The 18,652-nt window shown below is 61.4% G+C and carries 17 protein-coding genes and 1 tRNA gene; 11 read left to right on the forward strand and 7 right to left on the reverse strand.

Features of this window, described 5'->3' with window-relative positions:
- Positions 1–102 precede the first annotated feature (102 nt).
- Together alaS and MN188_RS02440 are read left to right on the forward strand one after the other, a co-directional pair.
- Positions 103–2,754 carry an alanine--tRNA ligase gene (gene alaS / locus MN188_RS02435; RefSeq protein ID WP_242105670.1) on the forward strand — a complete coding sequence of 884 codons (2,652 nt, stop codon included), beginning with the start codon at positions 103–105 and terminating at the stop codon, positions 2,752–2,754.
- 1 nt (position 2,755) lies between these two features.
- Complete coding sequence (locus tag MN188_RS02440) at positions 2,756–3,043, forward strand: DUF1330 domain-containing protein (RefSeq protein WP_242105672.1); 288 nt, start codon at positions 2,756–2,758, stop codon at positions 3,041–3,043.
- Positions 3,044–3,101: 58 nt separating this feature from the next.
- Here the strand turns inward: MN188_RS02440 and typA are convergent, their stop codons facing one another.
- The 4 genes from typA to MN188_RS02460 all read right to left on the reverse strand — a co-directional run bounded on the left by typA (position 3,102) and on the right by MN188_RS02460 (position 7,492).
- On the reverse strand, positions 3,102–4,925 hold the full coding sequence (gene typA, locus MN188_RS02445; RefSeq protein ID WP_242105681.1) for a translational GTPase TypA: 1,824 nt from the start codon (positions 4,923–4,925) through the stop codon (positions 3,102–3,104).
- A 60-nt stretch (positions 4,926–4,985) separates the two neighbouring features.
- Entirely contained in the window at positions 4,986–5,315 is a 330-nt protein-coding gene (locus MN188_RS02450) for a DMT family transporter (RefSeq protein WP_242105683.1), read from the reverse strand.
- Between the two features lie 62 nt (positions 5,316–5,377).
- Complete coding sequence (locus MN188_RS02455; RefSeq protein WP_242105685.1) at positions 5,378–6,592, reverse strand: NADP-dependent isocitrate dehydrogenase; 1,215 nt, start codon at positions 6,590–6,592, stop codon at positions 5,378–5,380.
- Positions 6,593–6,697: 105 nt separating this feature from the next.
- Positions 6,698–7,492, reverse strand: coding sequence for an enoyl-CoA hydratase (locus MN188_RS02460; protein ID WP_242105694.1), 795 nt, complete (start codon positions 7,490–7,492; stop codon positions 6,698–6,700).
- 57 nt (positions 7,493–7,549) lie between these two features.
- Between MN188_RS02460 and MN188_RS02465 the strand changes: the two genes are divergently transcribed.
- The 7 genes from MN188_RS02465 to MN188_RS02495 all read left to right on the forward strand — a co-directional run bounded on the left by MN188_RS02465 (position 7,550) and on the right by MN188_RS02495 (position 13,752).
- The gene (locus tag MN188_RS02465; protein ID WP_242105696.1) at positions 7,550–7,975 is read left to right on the forward strand and encodes a PaaI family thioesterase; all 426 of its coding nucleotides are present in this window, start codon (positions 7,550–7,552) and stop codon (positions 7,973–7,975) included.
- A 50-nt stretch (positions 7,976–8,025) separates the two neighbouring features.
- Positions 8,026–8,988 carry an SLAC1 anion channel family protein gene (locus tag MN188_RS02470; RefSeq protein WP_242105704.1) on the forward strand — a complete coding sequence of 321 codons (963 nt, stop codon included), beginning with the start codon at positions 8,026–8,028 and terminating at the stop codon, positions 8,986–8,988.
- A gap of 135 nt (positions 8,989–9,123) precedes the next feature.
- Positions 9,124–9,585 carry a 50S ribosomal protein L13 gene (rplM, locus tag MN188_RS02475; protein ID WP_242105713.1) on the forward strand — a complete coding sequence of 154 codons (462 nt, stop codon included), beginning with the start codon at positions 9,124–9,126 and terminating at the stop codon, positions 9,583–9,585.
- 2 nt (positions 9,586–9,587) lie between these two features.
- Positions 9,588–10,079: a 30S ribosomal protein S9 gene (gene rpsI, locus MN188_RS02480; RefSeq protein ID WP_242105722.1), complete on the forward strand. Its 492-nt coding sequence runs from the start codon at positions 9,588–9,590 to the stop codon at positions 10,077–10,079.
- A gap of 104 nt (positions 10,080–10,183) precedes the next feature.
- Positions 10,184–10,260, forward strand: a tRNA-Arg gene (locus MN188_RS02485).
- An 89-nt stretch (positions 10,261–10,349) separates the two neighbouring features.
- Positions 10,350–11,381: a fatty acid desaturase family protein gene (locus MN188_RS02490; RefSeq protein WP_242105724.1), complete on the forward strand. Its 1,032-nt coding sequence runs from the start codon at positions 10,350–10,352 to the stop codon at positions 11,379–11,381.
- A 157-nt stretch (positions 11,382–11,538) separates the two neighbouring features.
- Positions 11,539–13,752, forward strand: coding sequence for an NADP-dependent isocitrate dehydrogenase (locus MN188_RS02495; RefSeq protein ID WP_242105726.1), 2,214 nt, complete (start codon positions 11,539–11,541; stop codon positions 13,750–13,752).
- Positions 13,753–13,803: 51 nt separating this feature from the next.
- Here the strand turns inward: MN188_RS02495 and MN188_RS02500 are convergent, their stop codons facing one another.
- A complete protein-coding gene (locus MN188_RS02500; RefSeq protein WP_242105728.1) occupies positions 13,804–14,544 on the reverse strand; it encodes a glutamine amidotransferase in 741 nt (246 codons plus the stop codon).
- A gap of 169 nt (positions 14,545–14,713) precedes the next feature.
- On the opposite strand from MN188_RS02500, the gene MN188_RS02505 reads away from it, so the two are divergent.
- Both MN188_RS02505 and MN188_RS02510 read left to right on the forward strand, forming a co-directional pair.
- Entirely contained in the window at positions 14,714–16,387 is a 1,674-nt protein-coding gene (locus MN188_RS02505) for a tetrathionate reductase family octaheme c-type cytochrome (protein ID WP_242105731.1), read from the forward strand.
- Positions 16,388–16,390: 3 nt separating this feature from the next.
- Positions 16,391–17,062, forward strand: coding sequence for a cytochrome b/b6 domain-containing protein (locus MN188_RS02510; RefSeq protein ID WP_242105734.1), 672 nt, complete (start codon positions 16,391–16,393; stop codon positions 17,060–17,062).
- Here MN188_RS02510 and MN188_RS02515 read toward each other — a convergent pair.
- Together MN188_RS02515 and mepK are read right to left on the reverse strand one after the other, a co-directional pair.
- On the reverse strand, positions 17,059–17,949 hold the full coding sequence (locus MN188_RS02515; protein WP_242105736.1) for a COG3904 family protein: 891 nt from the start codon (positions 17,947–17,949) through the stop codon (positions 17,059–17,061). The two genes, MN188_RS02510 and MN188_RS02515, sit on opposite strands and share 4 nt — an antisense overlap.
- A gap of 106 nt (positions 17,950–18,055) precedes the next feature.
- Entirely contained in the window at positions 18,056–18,625 is a 570-nt protein-coding gene (mepK, locus tag MN188_RS02520; protein ID WP_242105738.1) for a peptidoglycan L,D-endopeptidase MepK, read from the reverse strand.
- Between the last annotated feature and the right edge of the window lie 27 nt (positions 18,626–18,652).

The raw sequence follows: 18,652 nt of genomic DNA on the forward strand, positions 1-18,652 counted from the left end.
CCGGGTGTGACCCCGGCCTTTTTTATTGCCCGTGTTCGCACTGTGGACAGCCCCGCGGCCCCCCTGTAAACCAAGGCGAACGCCCTTGAGAGACAGACGAACATGGCCAGCCTGAACGATATCCGCTCAACCTTCCTGAATTATTTTGCCCAGAACGGCCATGAGGTGGTGGACAGTTCCCCGCTTGTGCCGCGCAACGACCCGACCTTGATGTTCGTCAACTCGGGCATGGTGCAATTCAAGAACCTGTTCACCGGGGTTGAAAAGCGGGACTACAGCCGCGCGACCACGGCGCAGAAATGCGTGCGTGCCGGGGGCAAGCACAACGATTTGGACAATGTCGGGTATACCGCGCGCCACCATACGTTCTTTGAAATGCTGGGGAATTTCAGCTTTGGCGACTATTTCAAGACCGAAGCGATCCCGTTTGCGTGGGATCTGATCACCAAGGAATTCGGCATCAATCCCGAGCGGCTTTTGACCACGGTTTACCACACCGATGACGAAGCGTTCGAGATCTGGAAGAAAGTTGGCGTGCCGGAGGACCGGATCATCCGGATCGCGACCCACGACAATTTCTGGCAGATGGGGCCGACCGGCCCCTGCGGCCCCTGCACCGAGATCTTTTATGATCACGGCGACCACATTTGGGGTGGCCCTCCGGGCAGCCCTGAGGAAGATGGCGACCGGTTCATTGAGATCTGGAACATCGTGTTCATGCAGAATGAACAATTCGAGGACGGGTCGATGGTCGAACTGGACATGCAGTCGATCGACACCGGCATGGGGTTGGAGCGGATTGGCGCGCTGATGCAGGGCAGCCATGACAATTACGACACCGACTTGTTCAAAGCGCTTATCGAAGCATCGGCAAGCGCGACGTCGACCGATCCGTTTGGGGACAAGAACGTGCACCACCGGGTGATTGCGGATCACTTGCGGTCGACCTCGTTTCTGATGGCGGACGGGGTGATGCCGTCGAACGAGGGCCGTGGTTATGTGCTGCGCCGGATCATGCGCCGAGCGATGCGACATGCGCATCTGTTGGGCGCGCAGGACCCGGTAATGCACCGCCTGGTGCCGTCGTTGGTGAACCAGATGGGCCAAGCTTATCCCGAGCTGGGCCGGGCGCAATCGATGATCGAGGAAACGCTTTTGACCGAGGAAACACGGTTCAAAGCAACGTTGGATCGCGGGCTGAAGCTTTTGGATGATGAGCTTTCGGGCCTTCCCGATGGCGCCGATTTGCCCGGGGGTGCGGCGTTCAAACTATATGACACCTTCGGCTTTCCGCTGGACCTGACGCAGGATGCGTTACGCGAAAAGGGGCGCGGCGTGGACACCGACGGGTTCGACGTGGCGATGGAGGAACAGAAGGCCAAGGCGCGGGCCGCATGGGCCGGGTCGGGCGAACAGGCGGACGCGACGCTGTGGTTCGATTTGGCCGAGGAACATGGCGTGACCGAGTTCCTGGGCTATGACACCGAACACGCCGAAGGCCAGGTGTTGGCCGTGGTTAAAGGCGGCGACGCGGTCGACACGGCTGCAAAGGGCGACGAAGTTCAGATTGTTGTGAACCAGACGCCGTTTTATGCCGAAAGCGGTGGTCAAGTGGGCGATGCGGGCCTGATCCGCACTGAAACCGGCACCGCGCGGGTCACGGACACCAAGAAGGTCGCGGATGTGTTCATTCACTTCGCGACGCTGGACGACGGCGAAATTGCCAAGGGGCAGGGGGCCGAATTGTCTGTCGATCACCTACGCCGTGGGGCGATCCGCGCGAACCACTCGGCCACGCACCTGTTGCACGAGGCGCTGCGCGCCGAACTGGGCGATCATGTCGCGCAGCGCGGCAGTTTGAACGCGCCGGATCGGCTGCGGTTCGATTTCAGCCACAACAAAGGGCTGAGCGCGCAGGAGCTGGCGAACGTGGCGTTGGAGGTGAACGCCTATATCCGCCAGAACACTGCGGTGGAAACCCGGATCATGACGCCGGATGACGCGCGGGCGCTGGGGGCGCAGGCGCTTTTTGGTGAAAAGTACGGCGACGAAGTGCGTGTGGTCTCGATGGGCCATGCGGCGACTGGCAAGGGCACCGGGGGCGAGACATATTCGATCGAACTGTGTGGCGGCACCCATGTGAAACAGACCGGCGACATCGGGTTGTGCGTGATCCTGGGCGACAGCGCCTCCAGCGCGGGCGTGCGCCGGATCGAGGCGCTGACCGGCAAGGCGGCCTTTGCCTATCTCGAGGACGAAACCAAACGGGTGGCGGAATTGGCCACAGTGCTTAAGGCGCAGCCGAGCGAGCTGGTCGACCGGGTGAAAGGGCTGCTGGATGAACGCAAGGCGTTGACGGCCGAGGTGGCGCAGTTGCGCCGAGACCTGGCCATGTCCGGTGGCGCGCAGGAAACGGAATCTGCCAAGGAAATCAACGGCGTATCCTTTGCCGCGCATGTTCTGTCCGGCGTATCCGGGCGCGACTTGCCGCCGCTGGTGGACGAGCACAAGGTGCAGCTGGGATCGGGCGCGGTGCTGTTGATCGCGGATGTCGACGGCAAGGCGGCGGTGGCCGCTGGTGTGACCGAGGACCTGACGGACAAGCTGTCGGCGGTTGATCTTGTGCGGGCGGCGGTGGCCGAACTGGGTGGCAAGGGCGGCGGTGGCCGGCCTGATATGGCCCAGGGTGGCGGAAAAGATGCCAGCAATGCTGACGCAGCCATCACGGCGGCCGAAGCCGTCATCGGAGGATAAAATGCCAGCCCTTTGGATCGCCCATGTGACTGTCACGGATGAAGACGCCTATGGTAAATACGCGGCCCTTGCCGGGCCTGCGATTGCCAAACACGGCGGGCATTTCATTGCCCGCGCCGGGCGCTATGTGCAGCTTGAGGGCAAGGATCGCCCGCGCAATGTGGTGGCGAAATTCCCATCCGTTGAGGCCGCCGAGGCCTGTTACCACAGTTCGGAATACCAGGAAGCCTTGAGCCACGCGCGCGGCGCGAGCGAGCGGGAGCTTTTGGTCGTCGAGACAACGGAATAAGAAAAAACCCCGGCCTTGCAGCCGGGGTTTTCGTTTCAAGTCAGAGGTTTGTCGGGTCTTATTGATCCGAGGAACGGGCCTGCCGCTTGCGCTCATGCGGGTCCAGAAAACGCTTGCGCAGACGGATTGAATTCGGCGTCACTTCGACCAGTTCATCATTGTCGATATAGGCGATCGCCTCTTCCAGCGACAGCGTGATCGGCGTGGTCAGGCGCACCGCCTCGTCAGTGCCCGAGGCGCGCACGTTGGTCAGCTTCTTGCCTTTCAGCGGGTTCACTTCCAGGTCGTTTTCACGGCTGTGTTCGCCGATGATCATGCCCTGATACACGTCGACTTGGGCGCCAATGAACATGCGGCCGCGATCTTCCAGGTTCCACAGGGCGAAGGCGACCGACTGGCCGTTTTCCATCGAGATCAGCACGCCCGCGCGACGGCCCGGAATGGCGCCTTTGTGCGGCGCCCAGCCGTGGAACACGCGGTTCAGAACACCAGTGCCGCGCGTGTCGGTCAGAAACTCCCCGTGATAGCCGATCAGCCCGCGCGACGGCACGTGGGCGATGATGCGGGTCTTGCCCGCACCGGCCGGTTTCATCTCGGTCATCTCACCCTTGCGGGTGCCGGTGATCTTTTCGATCACAGCGCCGGAATATTCGTCATCGACGTCGATGGTGACTTCCTCGATCGGCTCCATCGTGACGCCGTCTTCTTCGCGCATGATCACCTGCGGGCGCGAGATCGAAAGTTCGAACCCCTCGCGGCGCATGTTTTCGATCAGAACGCCCATCTGAAGTTCGCCGCGGCCTGACACTTCGAAGGCCTCGCCGCCCGGCGTGTCGGCAATCTTGATGGCGACGTTGGATTCGGCTTCTTTCATCAGCCGTTCACGGATCACGCGCGACTGCACCTTCTTGCCGTCACGGCCCGCCAGCGGGCTGTCGTTGATGCCGAAGGTCACGGTGATGGTGGGAGGGTCGATCGGTTGGGCGTCCAGCGGTTCCTCGACCGCCAGGGCGCAGATCGTGTCGGCCACGGTGGCCTTGGTCATACCGGCCAGAGACACGATGTCGCCCGCAATGGCTTCGTCGATGTCCTGCTGGGCCAGACCGCGGAAGGCCTGGATGCGGGTGACACGGAATTGTTCGATCTTCTGGCCAACGCGCGACAGCGCCTGCACGGTGGCACCAACCTTAAGGCGGCCGGTCTCGACGCGGCCCGTCAACAAACGACCAACGAAGGGGTCAGATCCCAGCGTGGTGGCCAGCATGCTGAAGTCTTCGTCCTGATGCGCCAGCTGGCGCGGGGCAGGGACGTGGTTCACGATCAGGTTGAACAGCGCGTGCAAATCCTTGCGCGGCCCGTCCAGGTCCGCATCAGCCCAGCCTGAGCGGCCCGAGGCATACATGTGCGGGAAATCCAGCTGGTCGTCATCGGCGCCCAGGTTCGCGAACAGGTCGAAACACTCGTCCAGCGCGCGGTCGGGTTCGGCGTCGGGCTTGTCGACCTTGTTCAGCACGACGATCGGACGCAGGCCAAGCGCCAGCGCCTTCGAAGTCACGAACTTCGTCTGCGGCATCGGTCCTTCGGCGGCGTCGACCAGCAGAACCACGCCGTCAACCATCGACAGGATCCGCTCAACCTCCCCGCCGAAATCGGCGTGGCCGGGCGTGTCGACGATGTTGATCCGCGTGCCTTTCCATTCGACCGAGGTCGGCTTGGCGAAAATGGTGATGCCGCGCTCACGCTCAAGGTCATTTGAGTCCATCGCGCGTTCGGCAACGGCCTGGTTTTCCCGGAACGCCCCGGATTGTTTCAAAAGCTCATCCACCAACGTGGTTTTGCCGTGGTCAACGTGAGCGATGATCGCGATATTGCGAAGGTCCATGAGTGCCGCCTTTTAAGGAGTTTGCGGGCGCATACCTTGGATGCGACGCAATTGCCAGCCCTAATGGGGCGCGGTGGTGGAAAAGAGGTTGATCACCACGATCCCGGCAAGGATCAGCCCAAGGCCCAGAATGGCGGCTGCGTCCAGTTTCTGGCCGAAAATGACCAGCCCTGCACCGGCGATCAGAACGATCCCCATCCCGGACCACAGCGCATAGGCAATGCCCACGGGCATGAACTTCAGCACCCAACCCAGCAGAATGAAGCTGATCACATAGGCCACGACCACGGTGATCGACGGTCCGATCCGGGTGAATTGCTGGCTGGCTTGCAGCGCCGTGGTGCCGATGGTTTCAAACACGACGGCGGCGAACAGGATCAGATAGGGCATGGACGGCTCCAAACAAAACGGGCGGGGACAAGCCCCGCCCGATGACCCTAGAGGGGGCGTCCTCAGCCCGCCAGAGCCTTGTTCAGGTTCTCGTCGATCTTCTCAAGAAAGCCCATCGTGGTCATCCAGCCCTGATCGGGGCCGACCAGAAGCGCCAGGTCCTTGGTCATGTGGCCGCTTTCCACCGTGTCCACGATCACTTTTTCCAGCGTTTCGGCGAAGTTTTGCAGCTGCTCGTTGCCGTCCAGCTTGGCGCGGTGCTTCAGCCCGCCGGTCCAGGCGTAAATCGACGCGATCGAGTTGGTCGAGGTGCTTTCGCCCTTCTGGTGCTGGCGATAGTGGCGGGTAACGGTGCCGTGGGCGGCCTCGGCTTCGACGATCTTGCCGTCGGGCGTCATCAGTTGCGAGGTCATCAGACCGAGCGAGCCGAAGCCTTGCGCGACGGTGTCGGACTGCACGTCGCCGTCATAGTTTTTGCAGGCCCAGACGAATTTCCCGTTCCATTTCATCGCGCAGGCGACCATGTCGTCGATCAGCCGGTGTTCATACCAAATCCCGGCCTTTTTGAACTTGTCGGCAAATTCGGCGTCGAAAACTTCCTGAAACAGCTCCAGGAACCGGCCATCATATTGCTTCAGGATCGTATTCTTGGTCGACAGATACAGCGGCCACCCCATGTTCAGCGCATAGTTCATCGACGCGTGGGCAAAGTCGCGGATCGACTGGTCCAGATTGTACATCGACATGAACACGCCGGCTGAGGGGGCATCGAACACTTCGCGCTCGATCTCGGTGCCGTCTTCGCCGACAAATTTCATCGTCAGCTTGCCAGGGCCGGGGAATTTCATGTCCGAGGCTTTGTATTGGTCGCCAAAGGCGTGGCGGCCGATGACGATCGGGTTGGTCCAGCCTGGCACAAGGCGCGGCACGTTCTTGCAGATGATCGGTGCGCGGAACACGACGCCACCCAGGATATTGCGGATCGTGCCATTGGGGCTGCGCCACATTTCTTTCAGGCCGAACTCTTCCACCCGGGCCTCATCCGGTGTGATGGTGGCACATTTGACCGCAACGCCGACCTCTTTGGTTTTCTCAGCCGCGTCGATGGTGATCTGGTCATTGGTCTCGTCGCGGACCTCGATGCCCAGGTCGTAATACAGCAGGTCGATGTCCAGATAGGGCAGGATCAGCTTTTTCTTGATGAAATCCCACATGATGCGGGTCATTTCATCGCCGTCCATTTCGACGATGGGGTTCTCTACCTTGATCTTGGTCATCTACGCGCCCTCCGGCTGGTCACTGGTTTGCGCGTGGTGTAGCGCAATCGGTGGTCAGAGGGAAGACGGTATGCGATTGCATACAATAATCTGAATGTGTCGGACTCAGTCCTGTGACCAATCAGGCGTCCGTTTTTCGATGAAGGCCTGAATGCCCTCCTCGGTATCGCGATACAGCATGTTTTCGACCATGGCCGCGCCGGTGAAGGCATAGGCATCGTCAAGCGGCATCGACAGCTGGTCATAGAAGGCCGATTTGCCGATTTTCACAGCCGCCCCCAGTTTCGCAGCGACGGTTCCCGCAAGGTCCATCGTGGCGCGGGTCACTTCGGCGGGGTCCACAACACGGTTCACCAGGCCCAGCTCACGCGCCCTGTCCGCGTTGATGAACTCGCCAGTCGTCAGCATCTCAAACGCCTGTTTGCGCGGGATGTTGCGGGTCAGGGCCACCATCGGGGTCGAGCAGAACAAGCCGATGTTCACCCCGTTCACACCAAACCGCGTGCCTTGGGCCGCCACCGCCATGTCGCACGAGGCGACCAGTTGGCAGCCCGCAGCGGTCGCAATGCCATGCACCTCGGCGAACACCGGCTGAGGCAGGCGGGGAATGGTCATCATCATCCGGGCACAGCGGTCGAACAGGTCCTTGAAATAGGCCCGCCCGCCATCTTCGGCGGCGCGTCCGGCGGTCATTTCCTTCAGATTGTGCCCGGCGCAGAACGCCTTTCCTGCGCCCGCCAGAACCACCGCACGGATCGATGTGTCGGTGGCCAATCGGTCCAACTCCTGCTGCAATGCGGCCAGCATGTCGTCGGACAGGGCATTCAGTGTTTCGGGCGTGTTGAGCGTCAACCGCGCAATTGACGCAGCGTCCTCCCGGATCAGAATCGGCTTACCCATCTTGTCCTCCCGCATGGTTCCGCCCCACGATAGGGGCGAGAAACCGGAGGGGAAAGCATGTCTTTGAAAATGTCGTTGGATGAATTGCGTGTCTTCATGGATGACCAGTTTCCGCAAGTGAAGGGGGAGTTCGAGATCCTCGATGTCGCCCCCCTGCACATCACCGTGCGCAAGCTGGTCGAGGACAAGCACCTGCGCCCCGGCGGAACAGTGTCGGGCCCGACCATGTTCATGCTGGCCGATGTCTGCATGTATCTGGCGATCCTGGCGATGATCGGACCCAAAGCGCTGGCGGTGACGACGAATTGTTCGATCGACTTCATGCGCAAACCCGTGGCGCATGCCAATTTGCGGGCCGAGGCGCGCATTCACAAGCTGGGCCGCGTTTTGGCGGTGGGCGATGTGCTGATCTACTCCGAAGGCGAAGAGGCCCCGGTGGCGCGCGCCAGCCTGACTTATTCCATTCCACCGGAACGGGATTGACCCGGAACGGGGCGACAGGCACCAATGAGACATTGAACAGGGAGAGCAGCATGTCCGAGCAAAGCCACAACCGCCTTGAGCATTTCCCGGTCACGTTCTTCGCCATCGTGATGGGGTTGATGGGGCTGACGCTTGCGATGCACGCAGGCGCCCCGGCCTTTGCCTGGCTCGGGGTGGCCTCCACCGGCATGATGGTTGCCTCGGCGGTGGCCTTCGCGGCAATCTCGGTCATTTATGTGATCAAGGCGGTGCGCTTTCCCGGCGCGGTTGCCGAGGAATGGCATCATCCGGCCAAGCTGGCCTTTTTTCCGACCATCACGATCTCGCTTTTGCTGCTGGCCACGACGGTCCATGCCTATAACCCGGCACTGGCCGAGGTGATCTGGCTGATCGGCACCGTGGGGCAGGGGGTGTTGACCATCGCGGTGATCTCGGGCTGGATCAGCCACCGCAGCTTTGAGGTCGGGCACCTGACCCCCGCCTGGTTCATTCCGGCCGTTGGCAACGTGATCGTGCCCATCGCGGGCGCACGGATGGGATATATCGAAGTCAGTTGGCTGTTCTTCTCAGGCGGCATGATTTTCTGGTTGGTCCTGCTGACCCTGGTAATGAACCGCCTGATTTTTCACGACCCGATCGGCGCCCGGCTGTTTCCCACCATGGTGATCCTGATCGCCCCGCCGGCGATCGCGTTTCTGGCCTATGTCTCGATGATGGGCTTCGTCGACGGATTTGCCCGCATGCTGATCAATGCGGCCTTCATCTTTACAGCCCTCGTGCTGGCGCAGGTGCCCCGGCTGGTGAAACTGCCCTTCGCGCTCAGCTGGTGGGCGCTTTCCTTTCCGCTGGCGGGGCTGGCGATTGCCTCGTTCCGGTTCTCCCAGCTCGAGGGCTCGCGCCTGCACCAAAGCATTGGCGTGATCGTGTTGCTGGTCCTGACCCTTGTGGTCATCGGCCTGGTCGCGCGCACGGTGATGGGGATCGCCCGAGGCGAGATTTGCCGCCCGGAATAGCGATTCATATGGGGTATAATAATACCTTATTTTCAAGCACCTGTTTTTGCAAAAGAAAAACGGAAAACCTGCGCTTGACTGGGCTTCGGAAATGCTTAGAAACGCCCCATCCGAAACCCACCAAGGGCCGAATACATGAAAACCTTTTCTGCAACTCCTGCAGACATCGACAAGAAATGGATCCTGATCGACGCTGAAGGCGTTGTTCTGGGCCGTCTTGCTTCGATCGTCGCCATGCGTCTGCGTGGCAAACACAAACCGTCCTTCACGCCGCACATGGACATGGGCGACAACGTCATCATCATCAATGCTGACAAGATCCAGATGACCGGCAAGAAGCGTGAAGAAAACTTCTACTGGCACACCGGCCACCCGGGCGGGATCAAGTCGCGCACCAAGCAGCAGATCCTGGAAGGCAAGCACCCCGAACGCGTGGTGACCAAAGCCATTCAGCGCATGCTGCCCGGCAACAAGCTTTCGCGCAAAGTCATGACCAACCTGCGTGTTTTCGCAGGCGCGGAACATGGCATGGAGGCGCAGAAGCCCGAAGTGTTGGACGTCAAGTCCATGAACCCCAAAAACTCGCGTGAGGGCTGAGCATGACCGAAGAGATCAAATCGCTCGAAGAGCTGAACGCGGTTGCCGAAGGCACCGAAGCGGCTGTTGAAGCCATTGAAATCAATCGTGAGCCGGTTCGTGACGAACTGGGCCGCGCCTATGCCACCGGCAAGCGGAAGGACGCGGTCGCCCGTGTCTGGATCAAGCCCGGGTCCGGCAAGGTCGTGGTGAACGGCAAGGACCAGGACAAGTATTTCGCGCGTCCGGTGCTGCAGTTGATCCTGCGCCAGCCGTTCCAGATTGCCGGTGTCGAAGGTGAATTCGACGTGATGGCCACCGTCAAGGGCGGCGGTCTGACCGGTCAGGCCGGTGCGGTCAAGCACGGCATTTCGAAGGCTCTGCAGCTCTATGAACCCTCGCTGCGTGCGCCGCTGAAGGCCGCTGGTTTCCTGACCCGTGACAGCCGCGTGGTGGAACGGAAGAAATACGGTAAGCGCAAAGCGCGTCGTTCGTTCCAGTTCTCCAAGCGTTAATCGCCTGCGAACACGAATTGCAAAAGGGCTGCCTTCGGGCGGCCCTTTTCATATTGCGGGGCAGGGGCGCTTGCCCTATATCCCGCGTAGACAAAATGTCACTGGCACCCGTAGCTCAGCTGGATAGAGCGCTGCCCTCCGAAGGCAGAGGCCATAGGTTCGAATCCTATCGGGTGCGCCATTTTCCGTTTCCCACAGAAAACACCCCCAAGGGTTGATTGGCAGCTGAAAAACGTCCCTAATGGTTGTGCCGAAAACCGGGGGACCGTCATGGAAACAGGCACGATCACCGCACCCGAACTCGCACACGCGCGCGATTGGGTGCCAGTTCTGGCGAAGTACCGCGAGGCGGACGATGCGCGGGCCTGGCGCGAGGTCGCCGTGACGCTGGGCCCGTTCCTGGCGCTTTGGGTGCTGGCGTGGGGGTCTCTGGACGGGCCACGATGGGTCACGCTGGCGTTGACGGTCGGGATCGGCCTGTTCCTGATGCGCCTCTTTGCGCTTCAGCACGATTGCGGCCATGCAGCGTTGTTTCGCGACCGGCGCATGAACGACCGGATCGGGCGTCTGTTCGGGGTGCTGACCCTGTCGCCCTATACGACCTGGCGCAAGATGCACGCGACGCATCACGAGAATTCAGGCAATCTGGATGGCGATTTCATGGGCGATCTGATCGTGCTGACGGTCGATCGCTACCGCGCGCTTGACCCCTGGAGGCGGCTGGCCTATCGCATCTATCGCAACCCGCTGTTCATCATGATCGTGTCGCCGCCGCTTCTGTTCTACGTGCTCTATCGCATCCCCGTCGGGCTGATGGGTCAGCGCCGGTACTGGGCCAGCTGCATGGTGAACAATGGAGTGCTGGCGGTGATCCTGGGTGCGATGTACTTTGCGCGCGGGTGGGAGCCGATCTTGTGGATCTTCATCCCCTCGACCCTTCTGGGCGCGGTTCTGGGCATCTGGATCTTCTATTGTCAGCACCAATGGCAGGGCGCGCAGTTCGATTTCGGCGAAGACTGGCAGGTGCATGAGGCCGCGTTGCACGGCTCCTCTCAGCTGCTGCTGCCGGGCTGGATGACCTGGTTCACCGCGAACTTTCCAATCCACCACGTGCACCACCTCTATGCCCGCATCCCGTCCTATCGCTTGCCCGAGGTTCTGCGCGATCACCCCCAGTTGGAGCCGATGAACAAGATCACCGTGGGGCAAAGCCTGGCCGCGTTGAACCTGGCTCTGTGGGACCCAACGCAGCGCCGTCTGATTTCCTTTCGAGAGGCGCATGGGCGGGCCGCGCAGGTGTGAGGTGGTCGTATTCGCCGGTTTTTCCCTTGAAACCGGCACGTTTGCGCAACCGGTCAATTGAAATCCCCGATCAACCGCGCTAAAGGGGGCGCAACCGCCCGTGGTCCGTTCGGACCGGGCATTCGCCTCCTGACGACTTTTGAAAAAGGGAAAGATCATGGCCGACACCTCAACCCCGGATATTCTGTATACAATTGTAGACGAAGCGCCCGAGCTGGCCTCGGCCTCGTTCCTGCCGATCATCCGCCGCTTTGCCTCGGCCGCCGGTGTCAGCGTCGGCACCAAGGATATTTCCCTGGCCGGTCGCATCCTGTCGACCTTCCCTGACGCGCTGAGCGCAGAGCAGCGCCAGTCCGACGATCTGGCCGAACTGGGCCAGCTGGTGAAGACGCCCGAGGCGAACGTGATAAAGCTGCCCAACATCTCGGCGTCGGTGCCGCAGCTGGTGGCGGCAATCGAAGAGCTGCAGGCGCAAGGCTTTGCCCTGCCGGATTACCCGGAAGATCCGCAGAGCGACGCGGAAAAGGCCGTGCGTGCGAAATACGACACGATCAAGGGCTCGGCTGTGAACCCGGTTCTGCGCGAAGGCAACTCGGACCGCCGGTCGGCCAAGGCTGTGAAGAACTTCGCCCAGAAGAACCCGCATTCGATGGGCGCCTGGGCGTCGGACAGCAAGACCAAAGTTTCGTCGATGCCTGGCGATGATTTCTATGCCAATGAGAAATCGGTTACCATCACCGCCGCGCAAGCCGGCGACGCGAAGATCGAATTTGTCGCGGGCGACGGCGCCGTGACCGTTCTGAAGGACGGCTGGCCGCTGGACGAAGGCACCGTGGCCGACGCGACATTCATGTCCGTGAAAGCGCTTGGCGCCTTCCTGGCCGAAGCGATCGAAGACACCAAGGCCGATGGCACCATGTTCTCGCTACACATGAAGGCGACGATGATGAAGGTGTCCGACCCGATCATCTTTGGCCACGCCGTGCGCGCCTGGCTGGCCCCGGTGTTCGACAAGTTCGGCGCCGAGATGGACGCGCTGGGGGTGAACCCGAATTCCGGCATGGGCGACCTGCTGGACCGGGTGAAGGACAATGCCGACATCATGGCCGCGATCGAGGCGGTGACTGGCGAGCGCCCGGCGATGTATATGGTCGATTCAGACCGCGGCATCACCAACCTGCACGTGCCGTCCGATGTGATCATCGACGCCTCAATGCCCGCCGTGATCCGTGCGGGCGGCAAGGGCTGGGATGCGGCTGGCACCAAGGGTGACACCAATTGCGTGATCCCAGACCGCTGCTATTCGACCATCTATGACGAAAGCATCAACTTCTTCAAAGCCAACGGCGCGCTTGACGTGACAACCGCTGGGTCGGTCGCCAACGTCGGTCTGATGGCGCAGAAGGCCGAGGAATACGGTTCGCACCCCACTACGTTCGAAGCACCGGCTGCGGGCACGATCCGCGTGGTTGCGGCCAACGGCGACACGCTGCATTCCCACGACGTGGAGGCCGGCGACATTTGGCGCGCCTGCACCGCCAAGAAAGCGCCGATCGAGAACTGGATCGAACTGGCGATGGATCGTCAGCGCCTGACCGGGTCCGAGGCGATCTTTTGGCTGGACGCAAACCGCGCCCATGACGCCGAGCTGATCAAATACGTGACACCCGCGCTGGAGGCCGCCGGTGTGGCCGACAAATTCCAGATCATGGCGCCGCGTGAAGCGACCGCCCAGTCGCTGAAAACCATCACCGCAGGCAACGACAGCATTGCCATCACCGGCAACGTGCTGCGCGACTACCTGACCGATCTGTTCCCGATCCTGGAGCTTGGTACCTCGGCCAAGATGCTGTCGATCGTGAAACTGATGAAAGGTGGCGGGCTGTTTGAAACCGGCGCTGGTGGATCGGCCCCCAAGCACGTGCAGCAGCTGGTGGAAGAAAGCCACCTGCGCTGGGACAGCATGGGTGAATTCTGCGCGCTGGGTGAAAGCCTGAACTTCCTGGCCGATGCCAAGGGCAACGCCAAGGCGGGTGTTCTGGGCCGTGCGGCCGAAGAGGCGACGCAGGGCATCCTGGACGACAACCGCTCGCCCTCGCGCAAGGTCGGTGAGCCGGACAACCGCGACAGCCATTACTGGTTCGCGCGCTACTGGGCCGAGGCGCTGGCGGCACAGTCCGACGATGCCGAGCTGGCCGCGCATTTCGCGCCGATCGCCACCGATCTGGCCGCGAAAGAGGGCGCGATCTTGTCCGAGCTGGCCGCAGCCCAAGGTGCACCTGCCGATCTGGGTGGCTATTACCACGCCGATCCGGCCAAGGTGGCGGCCGTGATGCGCCCCTCGACCACGCTGAACGCGATCATCGACTAGGTAGCTGAAAATAAGAATGAAAAACGCCCGGGGGAAACCTCGGGCGTTTTGCTATCTGCGGTAACGATCAACAAAATTGCGCAGGATCTGTTCGGGCGCATGCACGTCTTCGGCCTGGCACATGGCGATCAGATTGTCGGCGTCTTCGGGCGGGAAATAGCCCTTGTGTTTGTAGATTCGAATGCGAGTTTCGAACCCGTCTCCGTCGGCCTCGGGATGAAATTGCGTCGCATAGACGTTTTCCCCGAAGCGAACCATCTGAAACGGGCAATTCACACCTTCGACAAGGTGCACGGCGCCCTGTGGCAGGGTCTGCATCGCTTCCTTGTGGCCCACGAAGGCGCGGAATGCGTCGGGAATACCTTGCATCAGCGGGTCATCGCGTCCTTCGGGTGTGACACTGCAATCGGTCGCGCTGACCGGTTCGGAATAGCGCTCCTTGTTCACGCTACCCGGCGCCAGGTGGTGGCCCAAGATGCCGATCCCGTAACAACAACCCATGAACGGCACATCACGCGCGGTAATCTCGGGCATAAGCCCCAGCACCGCGCGTTCGATCCGGGCCTCGACCGGGTCCTTGTCCTCCTCGGGGTCCGAGACACAGCCGGGTCCGCCGCCGACAATCACGCCGGAAAAGTCGTCCAGCGACAGGGCGTCGGGCAGGGGGCTTTGGTCCAGCCGGATGCGCAGGACGTCGGCTTCGGACAGTCCACCCTTGCGCAAAATCGCCTGGAACTCATCATCCGAGGCTTCGGTTTCGGGGCGCAGTTGCAGGATCAAAAACGGTTTCATGGCGCCCGTGGTAACGCGGCAAGCGGGCCCATGCAATATCGGGCCGATGGGTTAAAGAAACATCACAGATGCGTCATTTTGGTCTCTTTCGTTTCATTTGCAACAGGATCACATTGCGAAACATGCATGTAAATCCGCCGCCGCGCTGTGCAGCGCGAGGAGAACTGGAATGAAACCCAAATTTATCAAAGCATTGGCGCTTGCTGTCGCGCTTGGAACCGGTCAATTTGCCTTGGCCGAGTCGACTGCGACCACCGCTCAGGCCCCTGCGGCCCCGCCGCCGATCCCGACAAGCTCAACCGCGGATCACAGCACGTTCGAGGCGTTAAAGCAGCCGTTTGCCTCGGGACCCGAGGTGACCAAGGCCTGTCTGTCGTGCCACACCGAGGCGGACAACCAGCTGATGCACTCGCTTCATTTCAAGTGGGATTACGAAAGCCCGACCGGTCAGGTTCTGGGCAAGGCGAATGTGGTCAACGCGTTCTGCGGCAACGTGGCCGGGAACGAAGCGCGCTGCACCTCTTGTCACGCAGGATACGGCTGGGACGATATGTCCAGCGAACCTGAGAAGCTGGGCGTCGCAGCCGATTGTCTGGTCTGCCACGACCGTTCCGGCCAGTATACCAAGACCGCAACCGGGGCGGGGCATCCGCCGCTGGACCCGGTGAAACCGGGAACCAAGACGATTACCGGGGCGCTGGCCTGGGCGGTCGACCTGAACAAGGCGGCGCAAAGCGTCGGCATGCCGGGGCGTGACAATTGCGGTAATTGCCACTTTTACGGCGGTGGTGGCGATAACGTGAAACACGGCGACCTCAGCTCGGTTTTGTATGCGCCGACCAAGGACATCGACGTGCACATGGCGGTGGACGGACCGAACTTCACCTGTTCGACCTGCCACGTGGAGGAAGACCACAGCTGGGCCGGGTCACGCTATGACGTGACGATGAGCGAGCCGGAAGCTGCGATGAAGCCTGGTGCTGCGCGCCAGACGGCCACTTGCGAAAGCTGCCACAGCGACACGCCGCACCCGCTGGAAATCGCAAGCGGCCCTGAGGCCGTGCGCAACATGAAGCTGAACAACCACACCGACAAGCTGGCCTGTCAGACCTGTCACATCCCGAGCTTTGCGCGCGGTGGTGTGCCAACCAAGACCCTGTGGGACTGGTCCACGGCGGGTAAGATGAACGCCGAGGGCAAGCCCTATAGCGAGGACAACTGGACCAGCTCGACCGGCAAGGCGATGCACACCTACATGTCGACCAAGGGCGATTTCGAATATGGTGAAAACGTCACGCCGCATTATGCCTGGTTTGACGGTCACATCGAATATACCACGGGCGATCAGACCATTGATCCGACCCAGGTGGTCGAGGTGAACCGCTTGTCTGGCGGGCCTGGCGACGGGGTATCGAAGATCTGGCCCTTCAAGCGGATGGAGGGGCGTCAGGGCTATGACACCGTGCACAATCGCCTGACCTACAGCCACGTCTGGGGCCCGACTACCGACACCGCGTTCTGGACCAATTTCGACTGGGGCAACGCGATCGAGGCGGGCATGAAAGCCGCCGGCGCCGAGTATTCCGGTGAGTTCGATTTCCTCGACACCTACATGTACTGGCCGATCACCCACATGGTCGCCCCCGCCGAGCAGGCGCTGGACTGCGCTGAATGCCACGCCGAAGACGGGCGCATGGCGGACTTGGCCGGTGTCTATCTGCCCGGATCGGACCCGCGTGGACCGGCCGGTCTGCTGGGCATGGCGATGGTTCTGCTGGCCCTGGTCGGCGTTGTCGGCCACGCCATCCTGCGTCTTGTTGGCCGCAAATCGAAGGAGGGCTGAGACATGTCCAAACGTATCGTTAAAGTCTATCCGCGGTTTGAACGGATCTGGCACTGGACGCAGGTGCTTCTGATCGTGATCCTGATGCTGACCGGGTTCAGCCTGAACGGAAACCTTGGCCTTGTGCCCTTCGGTCCGGCGGTGATGTTCCACACGATCGCGGCGGTTCTGTTGCTGGCACTATGGATCTTCGCGACATTCTGGCTGTTCACCACCGGCACCTGGAAACAGTTCATTCCGCGCATCGAGGGTATGATCGAGACCGCCAAATATTATGCAATGGGCGTGTTCAAAGGGGAAAAGCACCCCTATCGCAAGGTCTATATGCGCAAGCACAATCCGTTGCAGGCGGCGACCTATTTCGTTCTGAAATGGATGATCTTCCCGGCAATCTGGATTTCCGGCCTGTTCTATCTGACCTACAACATGTGGGAAGGCAGTGCGAATGCCGGGTTCTGGATCGCGATCGTGGCGAACATCCACCTGCTGGCGGCCTATGTGATCGTGGTGTTCGTGATTGCGCATATCTATCTGCTGACCATTGGCCACGGCTTCCGGCACCACGTGAAGCCGATGGTATCCGGGTTTGAAGAGGTCGATCTGACCGATGAGCAGGAGGCCTACCTTGAGGCCAACGAACCTGAGCGACTGAAGCCACGCGGGGCGCAGGCCTAACGCGGGATCACGCCTGCGGCGACAAGTACATCCCGGCGGGGGAACCACATTTCCCTGGCCGGGATTGCCGGGATTTTCTGAAGAAACTCAACTGCAAGACCTTGGGCCTGTAAAAAAACCAGGTCCTTTTGCATTTCGGCGGCCGGGTCCACGTTTGGCAGGCCCGAGGCCACGTCCAGGTGATAGCTGTGAAAACCCAGCCGCGCGCCGGGGCCCAGGCTGCGCACGTGCCCAGCCATGAACACCAGCGTGCAGGCCGAACTGCAGTCACGCGAGACATGGGTGGCAAGCCCGCGCTGTTGCACAAACCGGGCCAGGTTACGCGCGGCGTGAACATGGCCACCGCCGCTGCTCAGATCCAGCCTTCCCACGCCCGGGGCGTCGTGCAGAACTGCTTCGACCCGGCGTCGGGTGCCCAGGGCGATGGTGCCGTCCAGCTGAAGCTGCGTGCCGTCCGCGCTCAGACTCAGACGCGCCAAAGGTGGCGGATCGGGCTGCGCGCGCAGAAGGTCGGGGCGGGCCGGGGCCAGCGGGCTGGTCAGAAACAATTGCCACCAGGTCACGAAAGCCATCAGCAGGAAAAGCGCCAAAACCAGAAGCCCCGCCATACTTGGTCCGGTCGCGGCAGAGCTTCGGGCTTGTTGGTCGCCGAACCGGATCAGACCAACCGCCTGCCATGCAAACAGGCCGATGTCGGCCGCGACCAGCGCAACAAATCCGGCTGTTGGAAGGGGGGCGGGCAGCAACGGCACGATCCCGACGCCAATCACAAGTCGCAGCGCCAGTACATTCACCCAAAAGGTCGCCAGGAACGGCAGTTTGCCCTGCCAATGGCGTCGGGCATACCAAAGCGAGGGGGGCACACGGGGGGCGGGGGTGGGGCTCATCCCCCGATCCTGCCGCAATTCCCTTGCTTTGTCATGGCGACGGCCAGACATGAAAAACCCGGCCATTGGCCGGGCTCATGACGTCTTGTCGCTTAGAGGTGCGCGCTCAGCTGCCCCAGCTGCGGACCACGCCGCAATCCATATGGACGAAGTTCGACCCGGAATACTTGCCGACACCGCCAGCGCTGCACGCCTTGGCGGCGCGGAACATCTGGCTGACCGAGCGCGATTTCATGCGAAGGTCGGCAGCCTGGCCTTTCATGTGGAGCGAGTTCTTGGCAACCCCACGCGAGCGCGAGCGCAGCATGGCGTTGGTTTGTGGCGAACGGTAGCCCGACAGCAGCATGTAAGGTTCGCCCACATCCATCAGTGAATGCGCGGCAGCCATGATGTCGACGGTGCGGGTGTCCATGCCGATCGACTTGTCCAGCCGCCAGTCGCGCATGAAGTGGTTCACCTCTTTCAGGGCTTCCTTGATGTACTTGCCTTCGATCCAATAAATCGTGTCGATGCTTTCGCCGGTCCGGCCGGAATACATCGCAATGCGGCGGATATCGCCACCGCCACGCAGGAAGCCTGCGGCTTTGGAAAAGGTCGGGGCGGCCGCAACAGAGGTTGCAGCGAATGCACCAAGAAGCGCGCGCCGTGTCATGCCCGTCGAGCTATTGTCCATCATTCCGTCCCAGCGTCTTGCCTGTATCCG

The organism is Aliiroseovarius subalbicans, assembly GCF_022678625.1.
Classification (GTDB): Bacteria; Pseudomonadota; Alphaproteobacteria; order Rhodobacterales; family Rhodobacteraceae; genus Aliiroseovarius_A; species Aliiroseovarius_A subalbicans.